Annotated in this window: 16 protein-coding genes; 3 read left to right on the top strand and 13 right to left on the bottom strand. The window is 37.1% G+C overall.

Annotated elements, in window-relative coordinates:
- Positions 1-4: 4 nt before the first annotated feature.
- From MKX67_RS11080 to MKX67_RS11070, 3 genes are read right to left on the bottom strand one after another with little or no spacing between them, the layout of a single operon-like run.
- A complete protein-coding gene (locus MKX67_RS11080; RefSeq protein ID WP_322909279.1) occupies positions 5-1612 on the bottom strand; it encodes a YndJ family protein in 1608 nt (535 codons plus the stop codon).
- Positions 1605-2195, bottom strand: coding sequence for a DUF4166 domain-containing protein (locus tag MKX67_RS11075; protein WP_322909278.1), 591 nt, complete (start codon positions 2193-2195; stop codon positions 1605-1607). Before MKX67_RS11075 ends, MKX67_RS11080 begins: the two co-directional genes overlap by 8 nt.
- Positions 2192-3103, bottom strand: coding sequence for a DoxX-like family protein (locus MKX67_RS11070; RefSeq protein WP_342489228.1), 912 nt, complete (start codon positions 3101-3103; stop codon positions 2192-2194). Before MKX67_RS11070 ends, MKX67_RS11075 begins: the two co-directional genes overlap by 4 nt.
- A 264-nt stretch (positions 3104-3367) precedes the next feature.
- Here MKX67_RS11070 and MKX67_RS11065 point away from each other — a divergent pair, with 264 nt between their 5' ends.
- Genes MKX67_RS11065 through MKX67_RS11055 form a run of 3 tightly spaced genes read left to right on the top strand, consistent with a single transcriptional unit; the run spans position 3368 to position 6051 of the window.
- Complete coding sequence (locus tag MKX67_RS11065; protein ID WP_095373408.1) at positions 3368-4405, top strand: ABC transporter substrate-binding protein; 1038 nt, start codon at positions 3368-3370, stop codon at positions 4403-4405.
- A gap of 18 nt (positions 4406-4423) precedes the next feature.
- A complete protein-coding gene (locus MKX67_RS11060; RefSeq protein WP_307314180.1) occupies positions 4424-5224 on the top strand; it encodes an ABC transporter ATP-binding protein in 801 nt (266 codons plus the stop codon).
- Between the two features lie 14 nt (positions 5225-5238).
- Complete coding sequence (locus MKX67_RS11055; protein WP_095373410.1) at positions 5239-6051, top strand: ABC transporter permease; 813 nt, start codon at positions 5239-5241, stop codon at positions 6049-6051.
- A 181-nt stretch (positions 6052-6232) separates the two neighbouring features.
- On the opposite strand, the gene MKX67_RS11050 is transcribed toward MKX67_RS11055, so the two are convergent.
- The 10 genes from MKX67_RS11050 to MKX67_RS11005 form a co-directional block, all read right to left on the bottom strand.
- The gene (locus MKX67_RS11050) at positions 6233-7255 is read right to left on the bottom strand and encodes a zinc-binding dehydrogenase (RefSeq protein WP_322909276.1); all 1023 of its coding nucleotides are present in this window, start codon (positions 7253-7255) and stop codon (positions 6233-6235) included.
- Positions 7256-7561: 306 nt separating this feature from the next.
- Positions 7562-8335, bottom strand: a complete 774-nt coding sequence (locus MKX67_RS11045; RefSeq protein WP_342489227.1) for a sporulation protein — start codon at positions 8333-8335, stop codon at positions 7562-7564.
- Between the two features lie 298 nt (positions 8336-8633).
- Positions 8634-9821 carry a CaiB/BaiF CoA-transferase family protein gene (locus tag MKX67_RS11040; protein WP_095373413.1) on the bottom strand — a complete coding sequence of 396 codons (1188 nt, stop codon included), beginning with the start codon at positions 9819-9821 and terminating at the stop codon, positions 8634-8636.
- Between the two features lie 25 nt (positions 9822-9846).
- Positions 9847-10653: an enoyl-CoA hydratase-related protein gene (locus MKX67_RS11035; protein ID WP_322909274.1), complete on the bottom strand. Its 807-nt coding sequence runs from the start codon at positions 10651-10653 to the stop codon at positions 9847-9849.
- Positions 10654-10666: 13 nt separating this feature from the next.
- Positions 10667-11749, bottom strand: a complete 1083-nt coding sequence (locus tag MKX67_RS11030) for an acyl-CoA dehydrogenase family protein (RefSeq protein WP_322909273.1) — start codon at positions 11747-11749, stop codon at positions 10667-10669.
- Positions 11746-12900, bottom strand: coding sequence for an acyl-CoA dehydrogenase family protein (locus MKX67_RS11025; protein ID WP_322909272.1), 1155 nt, complete (start codon positions 12898-12900; stop codon positions 11746-11748). The genes MKX67_RS11030 and MKX67_RS11025 overlap by 4 nt, the downstream gene beginning before the upstream one ends.
- A 180-nt stretch (positions 12901-13080) precedes the next feature.
- On the bottom strand, positions 13081-14028 hold the full coding sequence (locus MKX67_RS11020) for a LysM peptidoglycan-binding domain-containing protein (RefSeq protein ID WP_342489226.1): 948 nt from the start codon (positions 14026-14028) through the stop codon (positions 13081-13083).
- A 245-nt stretch (positions 14029-14273) separates the two neighbouring features.
- Entirely contained in the window at positions 14274-15005 is a 732-nt protein-coding gene (locus MKX67_RS11015; protein ID WP_095373418.1) for a TIGR02206 family membrane protein, read from the bottom strand.
- Positions 15006-15161: 156 nt separating this feature from the next.
- A complete protein-coding gene (locus MKX67_RS11010) occupies positions 15162-16169 on the bottom strand; it encodes an NADP-dependent oxidoreductase (protein ID WP_095373419.1) in 1008 nt (335 codons plus the stop codon).
- A gap of 106 nt (positions 16170-16275) precedes the next feature.
- Entirely contained in the window at positions 16276-17436 is a 1161-nt protein-coding gene (locus tag MKX67_RS11005) for an ABC transporter substrate-binding protein (RefSeq protein ID WP_307314196.1), read from the bottom strand.
- Positions 17437-17454 lie beyond the last annotated feature (18 nt).

The following is a 17454-nucleotide window of genomic DNA, read 5'->3' as shown; positions in this document are numbered from 1 at the left end:
TACTCTAAGTATTTTTTTCCTGCCTATTTTCAATCTCATAGGAGATAAATAGAAAAGAGATTCCGAATATCCACATATGATGATTCGCCATTAACTTGCCATCTTTTGAAACAAACATCGTAAATTTTTCATTTAATGGCAAACGGAAGAAGTCATTTCTCCATTGAAAATATATCCCTTCATGCGACTGCTCATTTTCTTGAAAACTAGTTAATACTAAGTTCTCTTTATCCATCTTCAGTGAAAGAATACCGGTCATAGCAGAGAAAGGAAGGGGTAGACTTATATTCATATATTTTTTCCCTAAATGTTCATGTGCTGCATATAAAGCAATAAAGCAAACGTCATTGTTTATTTTTCTCACCCACGCTCGGGGATTTGTTCGCCCATCGACTTTAGATGAGACCGATACCAACTCACCGTTCATTTCTATTTTATTGCTATGGAGGGGTAAATGGATTTGTTTAACGAAGCGGCTCACTTGGTAATAACAGAAAGCAAATGGTTTAAACCATTTAGCCCAATGTACAGTTGCATACAAGCGAAACTCGCTTGTATGTTCATAAAAATCTCGGTATGGTTTTGGAATCGAACGGGATGAATAACTTTGTAGTTCTTCAACAAGTCCCTCTACTTGTCTATTGTCTTTCACTTTAGTTAAAACTTCTTCACCAACCATCATGCCACCTCTCACATGACTCAATGGGATATTATGCTTAACGAAACGACTTTGGGGTCGGATAAAAAACCAAGCTAAGCAACCACATAAAGCAAAAAAGACACTATTCGTTATACCATGAAATTGAAGCATAAAAGGAATAGTAATCCCTTCATTTCCACCAAATCGACTTATGATATAGGCAACAGAAAATAAAATGGTTACACCTAAGGAAGCAAATGAAATGACAGCTAAGGATTTGTAAAACAATCTATGAATTCGTGCACTTAATGCATAATAAATCAGTCCATAGATTCCATATATATAAAGAACGACGGATACTACTTCTAACCAATAAGAAACAGCAATGCCAATTGCAAGAAGAAGCGGTGCAATAAGGACGGCTGTGCTACAGTAATAAAAACCCCTTCGCTTCCCTTTTAGTACGCGTCCTAAAAAACCAGCAAAAACCGGTAATAAAAAAGAAGCATAATGAAAATGGATACTCGTTAACCAAGTAATCATTGGTGAAAAACCAGTATCAATTCCATTATAATGAGCAAATGTCCATAATCCTCCAATTGCTAAATAAATCAAGCCAACATCAATCAAAAATTCTTCAAAGAGAGTGAAACCTCGGTTTAGAAAGCGGCATACCCCATAAAAACATATGAAAACCGTATAAAACAGGTAAATTGTAGAGAAAATCCAATTGGTCTCAACTGAAGTGAAAACCGTTAGTATAAAAATCGAAAGGACACCAATTGTAATGAATAGCCATCCGAATCTGTCTATCCAATCCCCTTTCTCAACAATAAGCAAGATCATTGTCGGGACATAAATCATTTGTGCTACGGTCAAAAGTAAAAAATAGCCACTATCGATTGATACGATAAGTGTGATAATAAATAAAATGATGTATAGGAGAAGTAATGTTTTCTTCTGTCTATTCATCAATAAAAGTCCCTTCATATGTAAACAATGTACCTAAAAACCGATTCATTACTTTTACTTTAATTCGAAACCGGCCAATTTTCTCATCAAATTGTTCATACACCTCTGCTTTCACTTGAAAGAAAGAGGGAATCTCTACCTCGTGTTTACCAATAAGCAACTTTTGCCGACCCGACACAATCTTTAGACCACCACAAGGTTGTACTTGAAAACATAGTGATGAGTATAAAGGGGACGGATATCCTAAAAAATCATCCACTTCTCTCGTCTGTTCATTCCACCTCATGTTTGCATCAAAAAAACGTACTTTCCCACCAATGAAAAACTTCCGCTCCCAATACACTTCGTTTTTTTCTATATTCAACGTATTTTTCACTTCAAACGGAATATTTTTACCATGTTCAGGGAACATTAAACGTCTTTTTGTCGCTAAATATAAAAAAGGGCGTAGCCACCATTTATTTTCAATCATGTCCATTTTCCCTTTTCCTATAAAAGTTGCCTCTTTGAAACGGTATCTTTGCTGCATTCTCTTATGTAATCTTTCAAAATGTTCACCTAATACTTGCTCATACATAGTCATTTACGCTTTTTCACTCTCCTACAATTTTTAGCAGACGGTAGATGAGCCGAACTTAACCACCCAATCAGGGCAAGTATAATTAAACTAGTGTTAAACGTAAAAGGATTAAAGGGGGCAGTCATTAAAGATGGAATTCCGACAATTGCCGCTATGCCTAAAGCAAATAAAAGCAAGAGGGCTATTATAAACAGCTTCCCTTTTCGCTGAATAAATAAAAAGCTCAAGCCAAAGGCAATCTCACCTACACCAGCTATTACCGTCAATATTTTCGCATGCGCATATGAGACTGGCAATACATCAGTAATCATTTGCACCTCTAGGGGATGTTGTGTAATCAATTTAGGAACCAAACCGTGATAGATCCATATAAAAGCAAATAGAAAAGTAACTATCCAGTGAATGATAAAATTTCGATATTGCGTCTGAGGACTTTCCCCTTTTTCTAACCATCTTCGCAATACATCGAAACTAAGGGCCGTTGACCATCCTAATAAAGGTCGGAAAAAATAGTTATCTAGCAACATACCAAACTTACCTAATGGGACATCATAGTCATATTGGGTAATAAATAATGTCTTATTTTCTCCTTTAGGTTCATATTTCCAGTATCCTCTACCTTCCCTTATTGGCGAAAACGAATAATCGGTACCGAAATGAAGCGATGAAGTCTTTTTTCCATCCCTATCTACGCTACCTTTTGTTTTCCCCCATCCTATTATTTCTAAAAGTGGTGGGATATTTCGCTTATATGTAAAAGTTTGTACATCATCATCCAGTATTTCTTCATAGTGAATGCTTGAGAACCTGATATCCCATTCCACATGCTTAGTAGGTTCTTGTGTGTATGTCCAAACGTCATCTAGCGCACGATAGATATCAATCTCCACATAAATCGGTTTAGGCTTCATCAACCCACCTCCCTTATTTACCATTATAACTGATAATAAACGGTTGAATCACCAAATGTTGGAGAATAATCAATTCATACATAGGATTCTTTAATTAGATTAAAAGACGAAATTCTCCTTCGACTATCTTTCTACTCTAGAATCGGCAAAAGATATATCGAACTCATCAAAATAAATAAAATATTCAAATAATATTGACATTAATCAAATATTTTTTGTATATTTAAAACTATGTATTATATATAAAACAAAGGAGGAATTAACATGAAAAGCACTTTATTCACTTTATTACTGTCAACACTGCTCCTTCTGACAGCTTGTGGAAATGCTTCTTCTACTACAGAGGATGGGAAGACCGCACTTACTTTTGCAGAGCCAGCACGAATTCTTTCCTTCGCCCCTCTCTATGTGGCAATTGAAAATGGATATTTTGAAGACGAAGGGATCGAGGCAAATATTGCTTCAGGTGGTGGTGGTTCCCAAGTAACAGCGACTATTCTTTCAGGAGATACACAATTTGCGCTAGCTGCACCACGTGCCATGTTATCTGCCATTGAGGCAGGAGAAGACCTTGTAGCCATCCAAGGATTAAATTCTGCTCTCACATATGAAGTAGCGCTGTCTGAAGCCTTTATGAAAGAAAAAGGCATAACAAAGGAATCCACTGTTGAGGAGAAAGTAAAAGCATTAGCTGGTGCAAAAATTGGCTCTAATCAAGTGGGAGATTCCGGCGATGTTTATTTACGTTATTTAATGGAAAAGTATGGACAAGATCAATCGACCCTTGAAACAGTAAAAATGGAAGGAACAGGATCAAAAGTCGGTGGAATGCAAGAAGGTATTATTGATGGTGGAATTGCGTCACCTCCATTCTCTGCACTGGTTGAAGCAGAAGATGGTGGTTCACTTGCACTCGAACTAAGTGAAGAAGAAATGTACGCTGAACTAGCTTGGGAGATTGTTTTTGCGAAAAGAGACTATATCGAAGACAACCCTGAACTTACTACAAAAGTTGTAAGGGCATTAGGAAAAGCGATTGAATTTACTCGGGACAATCCAGGTGAAGCTGCTGGATTAATTACAGGGTATTTTGAAGGAGTTGATCAAGAAATATTAGAAAAATCACTCACTTCATTAAAACCAACCTATGTCGGGTATGGTGAAATGACTCAAGCTGCATGGGATCACGCACAAGACCCTTTAGTTGAATTAAGTGAAATTTCTGGTGTAAGCCAAACTCATGATACGGCTGAAGAAAAACTTTGGACAAATCGTTACTTAAAAGAGGCTTTCCCAAAATAATAGGAAAGGAAGGGTACGATGAAAGATACACAATCAATACCTAAACTGCAAAGTCAATTCCTCGATGTCACTTATATGAACCATAAAACCGGTCAAGAGGTAACTGCTTTAAAAAATATTAACCTCGCCATTCAAGAAGGAGAATTTATTTGTATTGTCGGTCCATCAGGTTGTGGAAAAACAACTTTCTTAAATACTGTGATCGGTTTTATTGAACCGAGTAATGGGTCCATTCTTTTAGATAATAAGAAAATAGTCGGACCTGGGAAAGATCGCTCTATGGTCTTTCAATCTCCGAGTCTCCTTCCATGGAGAAATGTAATGGACAACGTCTTATATGGGGTAGAATTACAAAAGAGACTGAGTCCTGTTACAAGAGAGCTAGCGAAAACATATATCGAAATGGTTGGCCTCAAAGGATTTGAAAGTCATTATCCGCATGAACTATCTGGTGGTATGCAACAACGAGTAAACCTTGCAAGAGCCTTAACAGTGGAACCCTCCTTACTACTTTTAGATGAACCATTCTCCGCTCTTGATGCACAAACAAGAGAATTTATGCAACAGGAACTTGTGAGAATATGGAGTGAAACGAAAAAAACAAGTATTTTTATCACCCATCAAATCGACGAAGCTGTTTTTTTAGCTGATCGCGTTTTTGTGTTTGGTGCAAGACCTGGCCATTTAGTAGAAGATATTTCGATTGATTTAGTAAGACCAAGAGAATTGAAGATAAAAAGAGAACCACATTTTCTACAATATGTTGACCGTATTTGGCAGTTAATAGAAAATGAGTCAGCAAAACAAGGATTCGCCTAAGGAGGAGACATTCAGTGAGTAAAACCGAAATGACATCCACCATTCCAGTGAAAAATAAATCGCTAAAAATAAAAACAAAAAAAAGCACCGTCTGGATTAGTGTAACTTCCGTTATTCTATTTTTAATTTCTTGGGAATTGATTTCTTATTATAAGCTTATTAACCCACTATTTATAAGCTCACCTATTAAAATTGTTGAAGCGGCTACGACACTTTTTGCAGATCCTAGGTATTGGCAACATCTAGGTGTTAGTGCTTATGAATTTTCACTTGGGTTTATACTGGCTATGGCGATAGGGATTCCGATTGGCATATTTGCAGGGTGGAATCGTATTTTCAACAGTATAATTAGTCCATTTGTATCCGCTCTATACGTTACGCCAAAAGTTGCATTATTACCCATAATCATCATTGCTTTTGGGATTGGTGTGGCATCTAAAATCGTCGTCGTATTTTTAATGGCATTTTTTCCTATTGTCATGAGTGCACAAAAGGCCATGTCCACTCTAGATCAAAACTTAATTAAAGCAGCTCGTAGTTTTACCGCATCTGAATTCCAAATATTTAAAACGATTGCTCTCCCCTCCACAGTTCCTTTTCTTCTAAACGGTATTCGCTTAGGGCTAGGACAGGGATTAATCGCAATTGTCGTTGGTGAAATGTATGCATCTACAGCTGGTATTGGTTATCATCTCACACATGCAGGCCAAAATTTAAAAACTGCGGAAATGTTTGTAGGTGTCGTTGTAATCGCTGTTTCTGGTGTCATTCTCACCGGCATTATCGGCTTGATTGAAAAAAGATTTAGCTCATGGAAACCTGAATAATTATCAATAAGCAGCATAAAAAGGTTGAACTTATAGTAATGATAAGATCAACCTTTTGCTATTTATTTTATATGTTTTTCATTTTTGCATGTCAGTTGGGATTTGATATCTTTGATGAGTGGATGATAATTTCATAGCTGGCCTGGCAACGATAAATCATGTTTAATACCATTTTTCCTTCTTAGTCATGCGGTATTTTTAAAACCATTTTCCCAAATACCTTTCCTTTATCCATTTTCTCATGGACACTTTCAATATCTTGTAGATCATATACTCCATCAATTACTGGCTTTAACTTATGAGCCCCGTAGAAATCAATCACTGATTTAAATTCAGAAGCACTACCCATTGTTGTCCCTAGAATATGTAATTGCTTAAAGAAGATTCTTGGCATCACAACTTGCTCTACCGGTCCTAATGTCGCACCAAAGGAGACGATTTTACTACCAGGTTTAGCCAAATAGATGAGATCATTAAAGGTAGATCCACCAATACTATCAATACTTAAATCGGCACCACCTGATAGTGCTTTTAATTCCTTCACCCAATCCTCATTGCGGTAGTTTACTCCATCAGTAGCCCCTAGTTCCTTAGCATAAGCAATTTTCTCATCACTGCTTGAAGTAACAAAGACCGTCGCTCCTTTTGCTACAGCAATTTGTAATGCAAAAGTCGCAACACCTCCTCCAATACCCGGAATAATAACGGTATCAGATGGTTTGACCTCACCTTTTGTGACAACGGCTCGGTATGCTGTAAGTGCGCCTAATGGAATGGCAGCTGCTTCTTCTAATGTTAAATGAGAAGGTTTTTGTAGCACATTCTCAGCAGGTACTGTCACATACTGTGCATAAGTCCCGTTTGAGGGAACACCAAGTACTGTATGTTTAGCTTGAGGATAGTCAATGTTATCTCCCCAATCAAGCCCTGGATTGATGACAACTTCACTACCTAGAGCGATACCTGAAACCCCTTCACCTAATGCTGCAATGACACCTGCCCCATCAGAACCTAAAACAGAAGGAACCGCGATTCCAGGATAAGCACCATATCGGATAAATACATCACGACGATTAACAGCAGCATAATGTAATCTCACGAGCACTTCACCTTTTTTGGGCTGTGGTGTCTCTACTTCTTCATAATATAATGGAGCAATCATATTTCCTTTTTTCATTTTGTCTTTTAATACAACCGCTTTCATTTATTCTACCCCTTTCCAAACCTCTCCTGTATGTAAAGCAATTATTTTACTTAATTAAACATAATACAAGTATACCAAACCAAGTGATTAATTCAAAAATTCTGATTTATTAGAACATCTATAGATTGACTTAATATGCTTGAAACGACAAATGCGAACATATCCAATGAAGATTATCCTCTGATATGTTCGCATAAAATCACATTCATAAATAAACATAATAGCTAAAATCATTGTCTTGTTAAGCTTCTATTAGGCTATTATTCTACTTACTTCCAGCATATAACCAGTAAATATTGTTACATTTTAAGCATATTTGCGAATAAGCTCTGTAAGTTTCGCTTCCATTTGAGGGATATCATTTACAGACAAACAGACCCTTAATTTCGTCTCATCTGTTTCCATAAATTCTGAAAGAAAGGAGCCAAAGTCTCTTGCTCGACGGTCGACTTCAATGAGTAATTCCACATTACTTTCACTTTGCTTCATGAAGATCAATTCTATTTCATCCAACCGGCCTCGAAACTCTCCACTAGCAGGAACAAATTCCCACTCTTGAGCAAACGGATATTTATCTCTTAATCTTCTAGGTACTTCCTCGCATACTACTTCTCTTAACCTAAATCCAATATCCTCCATGCTATGTAAAATGGAAGAAGATAATTGATTAGGCTCAACCTTTATAAAATCTGTGTCGTTAGGGTCCATAGCGTTCTTAATATCCCCTGAAGTCTGTAACCAAACCTTTGTTTTTCCGTAAGTCATCGGTGTATCATAAGGTAATTGAAAAGAAAAAGGCACTTCTTTTTCTTCACCTTCTAAAACGGTTATATTTTGTGTAATCAATTGGCGACTCAGAACTGCTGTTTGTGTGCTTACCCCATTATCATCATTTTCGACATCATATTTACAGCATACTTCTATATATAAATGTTCAATCTGTTGATCTATTTTCCCACCGGTGATTGCAATGACACCGTCGATTTGTTCGCCTTGCACAAAAGATGCTTTTGCAAGTTTTGTATCCACTTTACAGCCACCTATACCCACACTAGCTAAAACTTTAGAAAAGAAACTCATTCATTTCTTCCTCCTCATCATATTCATCCTCATCTATATTTTACCATGTAGTGATAGATATCAACACATATTTTACTTGGCTTTTACTACTTCCGACACATATCCTGCTTCACATTTGCCAGGTAATTTGGTAAGGAATGATGAGAAAAAACAGGAGTTTCTCATCCATGTAAAATAGAATATCTAATGAAGTATCTTTCTGGTGCCAACACATCGGTAAAAAAGTGTTATTTTACTCAAATGAGAATAGGTAGATGAGCAATTCAATTATACGAATGTTTTAAAATATAAATCTTTCTCATATAACCCCTTGTTTTTTTAATGCTGCTATTTCTCCCTCATCCAAACCTAATTCCTCTTGTAAGAACAAATTTGTATGCTCTCCGAGGATTGGTGGTGCCAGATCACACCTTATGTTTAATCCAGAAAAACGTAAAGGACTTTTCGTTAATTTCACCTCTCCCATCACTGGATGTAACATTGTTCCAACCGTTTCTCTTGCAATTACTTGCGGATCATTAAAGGCTTGCGTAATACTATTAACTTTTCCAGCAGGAATACCGTATTGGGAAAACTTCTCTAACCAATTGTCTGCTGTATTTGCTAACATTTGTTCAGCTATCCATGGGACTAAGATATCTTTATACTCTAAGCGTTTTTCGTTTGTTTGAAACCTATGATCACTTACCCATTCTGGTTTATCTAATAGTATGCATAATTGTCTAAACAAATGGTTATTTCCTACACAAATCATTAGCGGTTGGTCTTTACAATCAAAAACTTGATAGGGAACAACATTATTATGTTGATTGCCTAATCTTTTAGATTCCATACCAGTATTTAGGTAGCCACTCGCAATATTGGCCATTGAGCTGATTTGCACATCTAGTAAAGATAAGTCGATATGCTGACCCACACCATTATTATCTCGCATCCTTAAAGCGGCTAAGATACCTATAGCGACATATTTAGAGGTAAGAATATCCGCAATTGGAATCCCCACTTTTGTTGGCTCACCATCAGGGTGACCTGTCACATCCATTAATCCACTCATCGCTTGAATAACTGGATCAAAACCTGGTTCTGTACGCATTGGACCTGTTTGTCCAAAGCCTGTTACAGAACAAAGTATAATCCTATTATTGATTTTTTTTAATTCATCAAAGTCAATACCAAGCTTTTTCAATGTCCCTGTTTTAAAGTTTTCAAGGACGATATCAGCTTTCGCTACTAACTGCTTAAAAATAGTCAATCCTTCATGAGATTTTAAATTAAGGGTAATAGAACGTTTATTCCGATTGGCTGTAAAATAATAGCTGCTGTGACCATTCACAAACGGCCCCCAATCTCGCATGCTATCAGTACCCATAGGTGATTCTATTCTAATTACATCGGCACCTAAATCAGCTAATATCATTGAACCAGCCGGTGCAGCGTAAACTCTTGATAAATCCAATACTCTAATTCCATCCAAGGCTCTATCCATGACTACCTCCCCCCTTCACATCCATTCATTGAAATTTCGGTTTTCTCTTCTCTGTTACCGCTTTTACTCCTTCACGATGATCTTCTAATTCGGTTGTGATTGCCATAAACGAAGAAATCATATCTAATGATGACCTTAGGCTCATTGTTTGATTTTGATAGACAGCTCTTTTAATGAAGCGAATGGCCGTTTGTGGTCCATTTGCTAATTTTTTGGCATAGTTCTCTGTAAAACCTTCCAACTCATCATCAGCAATTACAAATGTGACCAATCCCATTTCTTTCGCCTCATTAGCCGTCAATACTTTCGCTGTCCAAAGCATATCTAAAGCTTTGTCTATTCCAACTATTCTCGGAAGAAAATAAGCAGCACCATCCCCAGGAACTAAGCCGACTTTTGTATAACTTTCAGATAGCTTCGCTCCTTCTGCGGCTATGCGGATATCACACATTAATGCCATATCAAGACCTGCTCCAAATGCCGCTCCATTAATTTGTGCAATAACAGGTTGATCAATCTCTTCCAATAATAAAGGGATCCGTTGTACCTTTTTCCATAGTGAATTTTTTCTTGCAAGACCAGTGGTTACACGATCTTCATCAGAACGATAAAATCCCCTGCCTGCGCCCATCTCTTTCATATCTCCACCAGCACAAAAACCTTTTCCATTTCCTTTAACAATCACAACACGTATATCATTAGAATCTCGCACAGTCTGTAGTGCGTCAATCCATAAATCTAGCATTTCCTCACTAAACGCATTCATTGCATTTGGGCGGTTTAATATAATTTGTGCAATTCCTTCTCTTACCTCAAAATGTAAATCAGACATTTTCTTTACCTCCTTATAAAATGGATTTAACTTCGTGATTATCCACTAATAGTGACCAAATAGTGACTGGACTGTGTGCTATATAAGTGCTTAATTCCCCTTGCCAATAGCGCTCATTTCCAGCTTCATCACGCCATGACCATAACCGTTTTGTTAAATGATGCAGCGTATGTTCATATGTCATCCCAATAGCTCCATGGAGCTGATGGGCGGTCATCGCAATATCGCCTGCAACGGCACTCACCTTTATCTTCGTCAACATGATAGACAACGAATCATAGCTACCCTGAAGCATTTCCACTGCATTGTTAACAGCAGCTAAGCAAGCAGCGGTTTCTCCTACTAGAAGTGAGATATGTTGCTGCACTGCTTGAAAACGATATAAATTCTTGCCAAACTGTTTACGCTCACTTGCATAAGACAGGCACTCCTGTACTACTCGTTCACTAATGCCAGCAAGCATCGCCGCTTTAGCCAATGCATACAGTTGCTCTACTATTTTCTTACTCTCACAATCTTCTATTATTTTGATGGCTGAATCTCCAATATGAATGTCATGAAAAATCAAGGAATCACGTGGTTCACCGGCTAGATTCACCTGTTCATGTATCTTTGACTCGTTTACTGGTAAGAGGACCATCATCCACTCGTTTTGACATTTAGCGAGGGCAACGATTTCTTTTGCTACCCTTCCCCAAGGTACATTTAAAGCCTCTCCGCTTAAAATATAGTTACCGTTATGTTTCCTAACTTCCAAAGGGTTTTGTTCATTAAAATGGAATGATAACGGTTGATCATGAGTGATCTTCATCTCGTACTGTGACAGAATCCATTTACTAATTAAAGTTTCAGGTAAAGGTAGAGGAATTGGGTATTGACCAACTAATCTAATAACTGTAAAACCATCTTCATAATCTCCACCCACTCCACCATATGCTTCCGGTATATTTACTCCTGTTAGACCCATGTCATTTAGGGATGCCCATAACTCATCATCAAATAAACCCTTTTGTCCCTTTTCAAGTAAGTCCTGTGTAGATTGTTTCTTCAAAAATTTACTGGCCGAATCATAAATATACTCTTTTATTTCACTCATTCTGATACAACCCCTTTGGCAATAATTCCTCGTAAGATTTCCGTTGTTCCCCCTCTTAGAGTGAAACCTGGGCCATGCAAAATAGATTGTGTATACAGCTCACCGATAGACTTACTATTTAATAAATCAGGGTGCTTAGACAATACTAACCTCACCGTCTCTGCCACTTTTGTTTCAAAAGTTGTTCCTCTATCTTTAACAAGTGAGGCAATAAATGAAACATCCTTCCCCTCGTCAAGATACTTTGCCACACCAATAGATAAATTTCTAATGCTCCATAGCTCTGGAAGGAGCGAGAGCATTTCTGTTAATCCTTCTCGATCATTTATCCTTTTTAGTTCATCAATTACACCTGAAAATAATGGGTATGTACTGAGTATTCTCTCTGGTCCACTTCTTTCATAAGCAAGTTCTGCCATTCCTTGTTTCCAACCATTCCCGACTTGACCGACCACTTGTTCATCTGGAACGAAAACGTTTTCAAAAAATACCTCATTAAAATGATGCTCACCTGTTAAAAAAGTGATTGGGCGAATGGTCACACCATTAACATGTAAATCAACAATTAACTGACTCATACCATCATGGCGATTTTCTTCATCTTCTGGTGATGTACGACATAGTACGACCATATAGTGAGCGATATGAGCACCACTTGACCATATCTTTGAACCAGTGAGTAGCCAGCCGCCATCCGTTCGTACTGCCCGAGTTTTGATGGCAGCTAAATCAGAGCCAGCATTCGGTTCACTTAAACCAATAGCAAAGAAACATTCCCCTTTTGTGATTTGCGGTAAAAAAGTCTTTTTTTGATTTTCCGTCCCATATTTTAGAAGCAATGGCCCCGTTTGTCTATCAGCAAACCAATGAGCAGCAACGGGTGCACCTGCTACAAGCAACTCCTCTGTTAAAATATATCTATCAATGGCGCTCTTTTCACTTCCACCATACACTTGCGGCCATGTCATTCCAATCCAACCTTTATCACCTAGCTTTTTCGAAAAAGTAGATGATTCTCCACTTAGCCATGAATCACATGTAGGTGTAAAATGCCCGGATTGTATTTCTTCTCTTAAAAATGCACGGACTTCATTTCTAAATGACTGCTGATCTGATGTCAATTGAACAGTTGGCACTTCTAATTTAACCAATACTTTTCACCCTCTCATTTTATCGGTATTCGATACTATATATCTATATATAATATTTTATTTAAAATAGTCTTTTTTGTCAATTTTAAATATTTAGAATATTTACAGAGTAATTCAGTGTTTTAACCTAAAAAAGAGCACCTAGGAACTGTCTCCCAAATGCTCTTTTAAATCCAGTTTTTATAATGCCGTTTTAGCACCCAAATATTTCGGTTTCCAATAACTTGAAGACATATCAGCAATTGTTACACCTGTACTTGTTCCAGCATGAATAAATTGATTGTTGCCTAAATAAATACCGGCATGTGATGGTCCTTTTTTATACGTTTCAAAGAAAACAATATCACCTGGTTGTGGAGATGAAACAGATGTAGTCGCTTGCCAAATCGTCTCCACTGTTCGTGGTATGGAAACACCGATTTGATTAAAAACATATTTTAGAAATCCACTACAGTCAAACCCTGAAGACGGTGAATTTCCTCCCCAAGTATAAGGAACACCGATATGTTTTTTCGCTTCTTTTATTAATTGATTTACCTGTGAATGTTGGTTATTACTAGTTTGATTTCCACCAGCCGAGGAGTTAGATGAAATCACTTTTAATACCTGACCTGGACGGATTACATCCGTTGTTAAGTTATTCATATTTTTTAACTGCGCCACTGATAACTGATGCTTTGAGGCAATTAACCAGAGACTATCACCTGATTGTACTGTATAAGTTGATTGGTTTGTATTAGGGGTTGAAGGTGCCCCCCCTGAACTCACCTTTAGCTTTAATTTCTGCCCTGGATATATTCTATCGGAACTCAGCCCATTGATGTTTTTTAAATCAATGACAGAGATACCATGTTGATGTGCAATTTTCCAAAGTGAGTCTCCACTTTTGACTGTATAGGTACTTGTTTGTTCTGCCCCATTTACCTTCAGCTTTTGACCAACAACAATTGTAGAACTCTTTAGCTGATTCCACTCCATTAATTGATTGATGGAAAGATTATATGTATTAGACAATTTCCATAAAGTATCACCTGATTGCACTGTATGTGTTTGCGCTGCTCCAACTTCTGCATATGTTGCCGCAAAAAGAGTAGTAGCCGCTGCTATTGACACGAGTTGTTTTTTCATCTCTTTGTACACTCCTAATCTATCATTTCTCATTCATGATAGAGTGCATACGAAGAAAAACAAACCGTGAAAAACATGGTTTATATGTAATATAATTACAATTTAAAAGAAAATACATACTAAACTTCCAATAGCATCCACAATAAACAGTTCTTTATCACTAAAACAAAATGTAACACAAAAGAAAATAGTTACATTTTATTTGTCCATTTTGTGACACCTATGAAAAAAATGGGCCGATTTAATCAACTAATTGTTTTTCTTTTCTCTAAAGGGTCTTTCCTCCTATCCTTAAAAGGAAGATACATAAGTACAAATAACAATACTGCTACAGCCTCAAGAACAAAAATGTAATAAGGATATGGGCCAAAAAAGTCGAGCACAGAACTCGTCGCTGGTTTTCGAGAAAGAAACATATAATTTCCATCCGTAACATAGTTAATAACAGCCGCTATAATCGCAAATATATTAAGAGAAATAAACGCAGCTACACCCCCTTTACTTGATGGAGAGTACTTGAAGCTAAATATATAAAGTAGAGCTGTCCATACGATGATCATATGGATAAAGAAAAATTGAAAATAACGAAAATGTGGGTATCCGAAAAACAATTCTGGCGTTAAGATAGCCATAGTCGCTCCCGCAATACCAATATAATAAGTTAATTGAAAGAGCAAACGTTTTTGTAAAATAAGTAATAGCAAGCAAAGTAGCACACTAATCGAGCATAAGTGAAGAGGCAAAGCAAAAGAGACATCCCACTTTCCACCTATCCATAACCAATAGTGATAACTTCCTTCTAAAAAGAGCAAGAGCAATAAGAATATTACTCTTAACATCGTTTTATGTCCGGCTAACCTTTTTCTCTGGAAATATAAGAAGAAGGATCCTATTAAAAAGAGTACTACCATTACAAGGTGTGAAGTAGAAAATATCTCAAAGGAGTAGTTGCTATGGTTTTGCTCAAATAGTTGCATAACATTCCTCCAATATATGTATCTAATTGTCCCTTATTGTTCTATTACAGAGCTAGTAGCAGGATCAAACATTCACAATAATAAGGAAAAGAACAAATTATGCCAAACACGTTATTTGTTCTTCTCCAATATCCATGCTCTTATAGTTCGTTCATGTTAATCATCACTCACTTTAACCAGTTGTTTACCTAAATTATCTCCCTTAAATAAGCCAATAAAAGCATGAGGAGCATTTTCTAAACCTTCCACGATATTTTCACGATATTGAAGCTTTCCTGAATTAACCCATTCTCCAAGTTGCTTCAAGCCTTCTTCGTGATTATTTGCATAATCACCAACAATGAAACCCTTCATTAATGCGCTTTTTTGTACTAATAACCCTTGTATTCTCGGCCCATGCTCTATTTCTGTCGCATTATAGGAGGAGATTTGTCCACAAAGAATAATCCTTGCTTTGTAATTAATTCTTTTTATTACTTCATCGGAAATATCTCCACCTACATTATCAAAGTAAATATCGACGCCATCGGGTGTATATTGTTTAACCTTATCCTTTATATTATCAGTTTTATAGTTGATGACTTCATCAAAATGTAGGTCTTCTTTTAAATATTGGCATTTTTCTTCCGTTCCAGCGATTCCTATCACTTTACAGCCTTTTAATTTAGCTATTTGCCCAACCGTTGAACCAACGGCACCTGCTGCTCCAGAGACCACAACCGTCTCTCCCTCTTTAGGCTCACCTATATCTAGTAAGCCAAAATAAGCTGTTAATCCTGGCATTCCCACAATACCTAATGCTGTTGATATAGGAGCTATAGAAGGATTTAATTTACGTACTTGATGACTTTTAGCTACATTATAATCAGACCAGCCAAGCCGCCCTTCCACATAGTCACCCACTTTAAAATTACCATCCTTTGATTCAATTACTTGACCTACAATTCCACCGGATAACACTTCATTTAATGCAAAAGGCTCAATATATGATTTTCGCCCACTCATCCTGCCTCTCATATATGGATCAACAGAAAGGTAAATGGTTTGTATTAATACCTCCCCTTCATTTAAACGAGGAAGTTCTTCACTCTCTACTAATTCAAAATTTTTATCATTTGGCATTCCGGTTGGTCTTTCGACTAATAGAATACTTCGATTACCCATTTTATCCCTCCATTTTATACGTTCTACTTCTCTATACCCTTATCAATTAAGGTAAAACAAAAGATAGGACGTCTGTGAACCTTCTTCACTCACAGACGCCCTCTTTTTACTCTACATCTACTTCTTCAAACTCACCATCTTTAATTACACCCATTCTGATAAAGTTTTCGATTGCCCCATTTTCTTCAATATGTTTCAAATCATATACTTTTTTATCATCTGGTAAATTAGTTAATCCATCTTCAATGTGTTCCCGTATAAGCTTAGCATCATCAACAGATCCCGCTGCTTTCATTGCCTCTACAAATACATACATTGCTAAATAGTGATAGCCTGCTTCAGAACCTGGGTCCTTGTCATGCTTTTCACGATACTTATCAATAAACTCCTTTGTTCCAGAATATTCTGTATATATAAGCGGAACAACACCTATCGCTCCTTCTAATACATCATATGAACCTGTCACATTTTTCATTTCATCCAATTTCGCTTGGTCCATCACGATAAAACCTCCGTCATATCCAAGCTGTCTTGCCTGCGATACAATTTTAGCAGTAGGTTCTGAAGGTCCACCAATGAAGAGGACATCTGGCTCTTCTTTTAATGCATTCGTTAAAAGAGTAAAAAAGTCTGTATCTTTAGAGTAATCAACTGAAGCTTTATGAACTACTTCTCCTCCTGCACTTTCCCAGTATGGAATAATCGCTTCAGCCCAATCTTTTCCATATTGCGTAACAGGCGGAATAGCAGCTAATTTTTTTCCGAAATTATCCATCGCATAATCGGAGAATGGCTCAATATATCCTTCATAGCTCGGCGGTATTCTAACAGTTAATGTATTCCCACGCTCAACAATATCTGGTTCACTCGAATAGGCTGATACGATGAAATTATCCACTTCGTTAAATACTTGTAACGCTGAGATGCCACCGCTATGTGGCGAGAATATAATTGGTGTTTGGTTTTCTTGAACTAAGCGTTTTCCATTTGATGCTGTTTCATTAGGTAAATATTTATCATCCAAGGCAACAACATTCAGTTTGTATTTATCACCATTTACTTCAAAACCTTCTTTATTAATGTCCTCTACTGCCATCTTCAAACCATTTAATGTGTTTTCACCATAATAAGCAGCAGCACCACTCAATGGACCACTATAACCAATATTGACGACTTTCTCACCATTGCCACCACTTGATTGTGCACAAGCTGAAAGAAAAAAGATAGTGAATACGACTAAAACACTTAACCATTTCCGCTTTTTCATAAAACTCTCCCCCTTAAT

This window comes from Cytobacillus sp. FSL W7-1323 (genome assembly GCF_038595015.1).
Taxonomy (GTDB): Bacteria; Bacillota; Bacilli; order Bacillales; family Cytobacillaceae; genus Cytobacillus; species Cytobacillus kochii.
Note: the sequence above shows the minus strand (reverse complement) of the source record. Positions and strands in the feature narration are given on the sequence as shown.

Excerpts from the sequence above, each read along its gene's own strand:
- MKX67_RS11080 (WP_322909279.1), bottom strand. The coding sequence starts at position 1,612 with ATGAATAGACAGAAGAAAACATTACTTCTCCTATACATCATTTTATTT.
- MKX67_RS11015 (WP_095373418.1), bottom strand. The coding sequence starts at position 15,005 with ATGCAACTATTTGAGCAAAACCATAGCAACTACTCCTTTGAGATATTT.
- MKX67_RS11005 (WP_307314196.1), bottom strand. The coding sequence starts at position 17,436 with ATGAAAAAGCGGAAATGGTTAAGTGTTTTAGTCGTATTCACTATCTTT.
- MKX67_RS11040 (WP_095373413.1), bottom strand. The coding sequence starts at position 9,821 with ATGGATAGAGCCTTGGATGGAATTAGAGTATTGGATTTATCAAGAGTT.
- MKX67_RS11060 (WP_307314180.1), top strand. The coding sequence starts at position 4,424 with ATGAAAGATACACAATCAATACCTAAACTGCAAAGTCAATTCCTCGAT.
- MKX67_RS11070 (WP_342489228.1), bottom strand. The coding sequence starts at position 3,103 with ATGAAGCCTAAACCGATTTATGTGGAGATTGATATCTATCGTGCGCTA.
- MKX67_RS11045 (WP_342489227.1), bottom strand. The coding sequence starts at position 8,335 with ATGAGTTTCTTTTCTAAAGTTTTAGCTAGTGTGGGTATAGGTGGCTGT.
- MKX67_RS11075 (WP_322909278.1), bottom strand. The coding sequence starts at position 2,195 with ATGACTATGTATGAGCAAGTATTAGGTGAACATTTTGAAAGATTACAT.
- MKX67_RS11035 (WP_322909274.1), bottom strand. The coding sequence starts at position 10,653 with ATGTCTGATTTACATTTTGAGGTAAGAGAAGGAATTGCACAAATTATA.
- MKX67_RS11050 (WP_322909276.1), bottom strand. The coding sequence starts at position 7,255 with ATGAAAGCGGTTGTATTAAAAGACAAAATGAAAAAAGGAAATATGATT.
- MKX67_RS11065 (WP_095373408.1), top strand. The coding sequence starts at position 3,368 with ATGAAAAGCACTTTATTCACTTTATTACTGTCAACACTGCTCCTTCTG.
- MKX67_RS11030 (WP_322909273.1), bottom strand. The coding sequence starts at position 11,749 with ATGAGTGAAATAAAAGAGTATATTTATGATTCGGCCAGTAAATTTTTG.
- MKX67_RS11020 (WP_342489226.1), bottom strand. The coding sequence starts at position 14,028 with ATGAAAAAACAACTCGTGTCAATAGCAGCGGCTACTACTCTTTTTGCG.
- MKX67_RS11010 (WP_095373419.1), bottom strand. The coding sequence starts at position 16,169 with ATGGGTAATCGAAGTATTCTATTAGTCGAAAGACCAACCGGAATGCCA.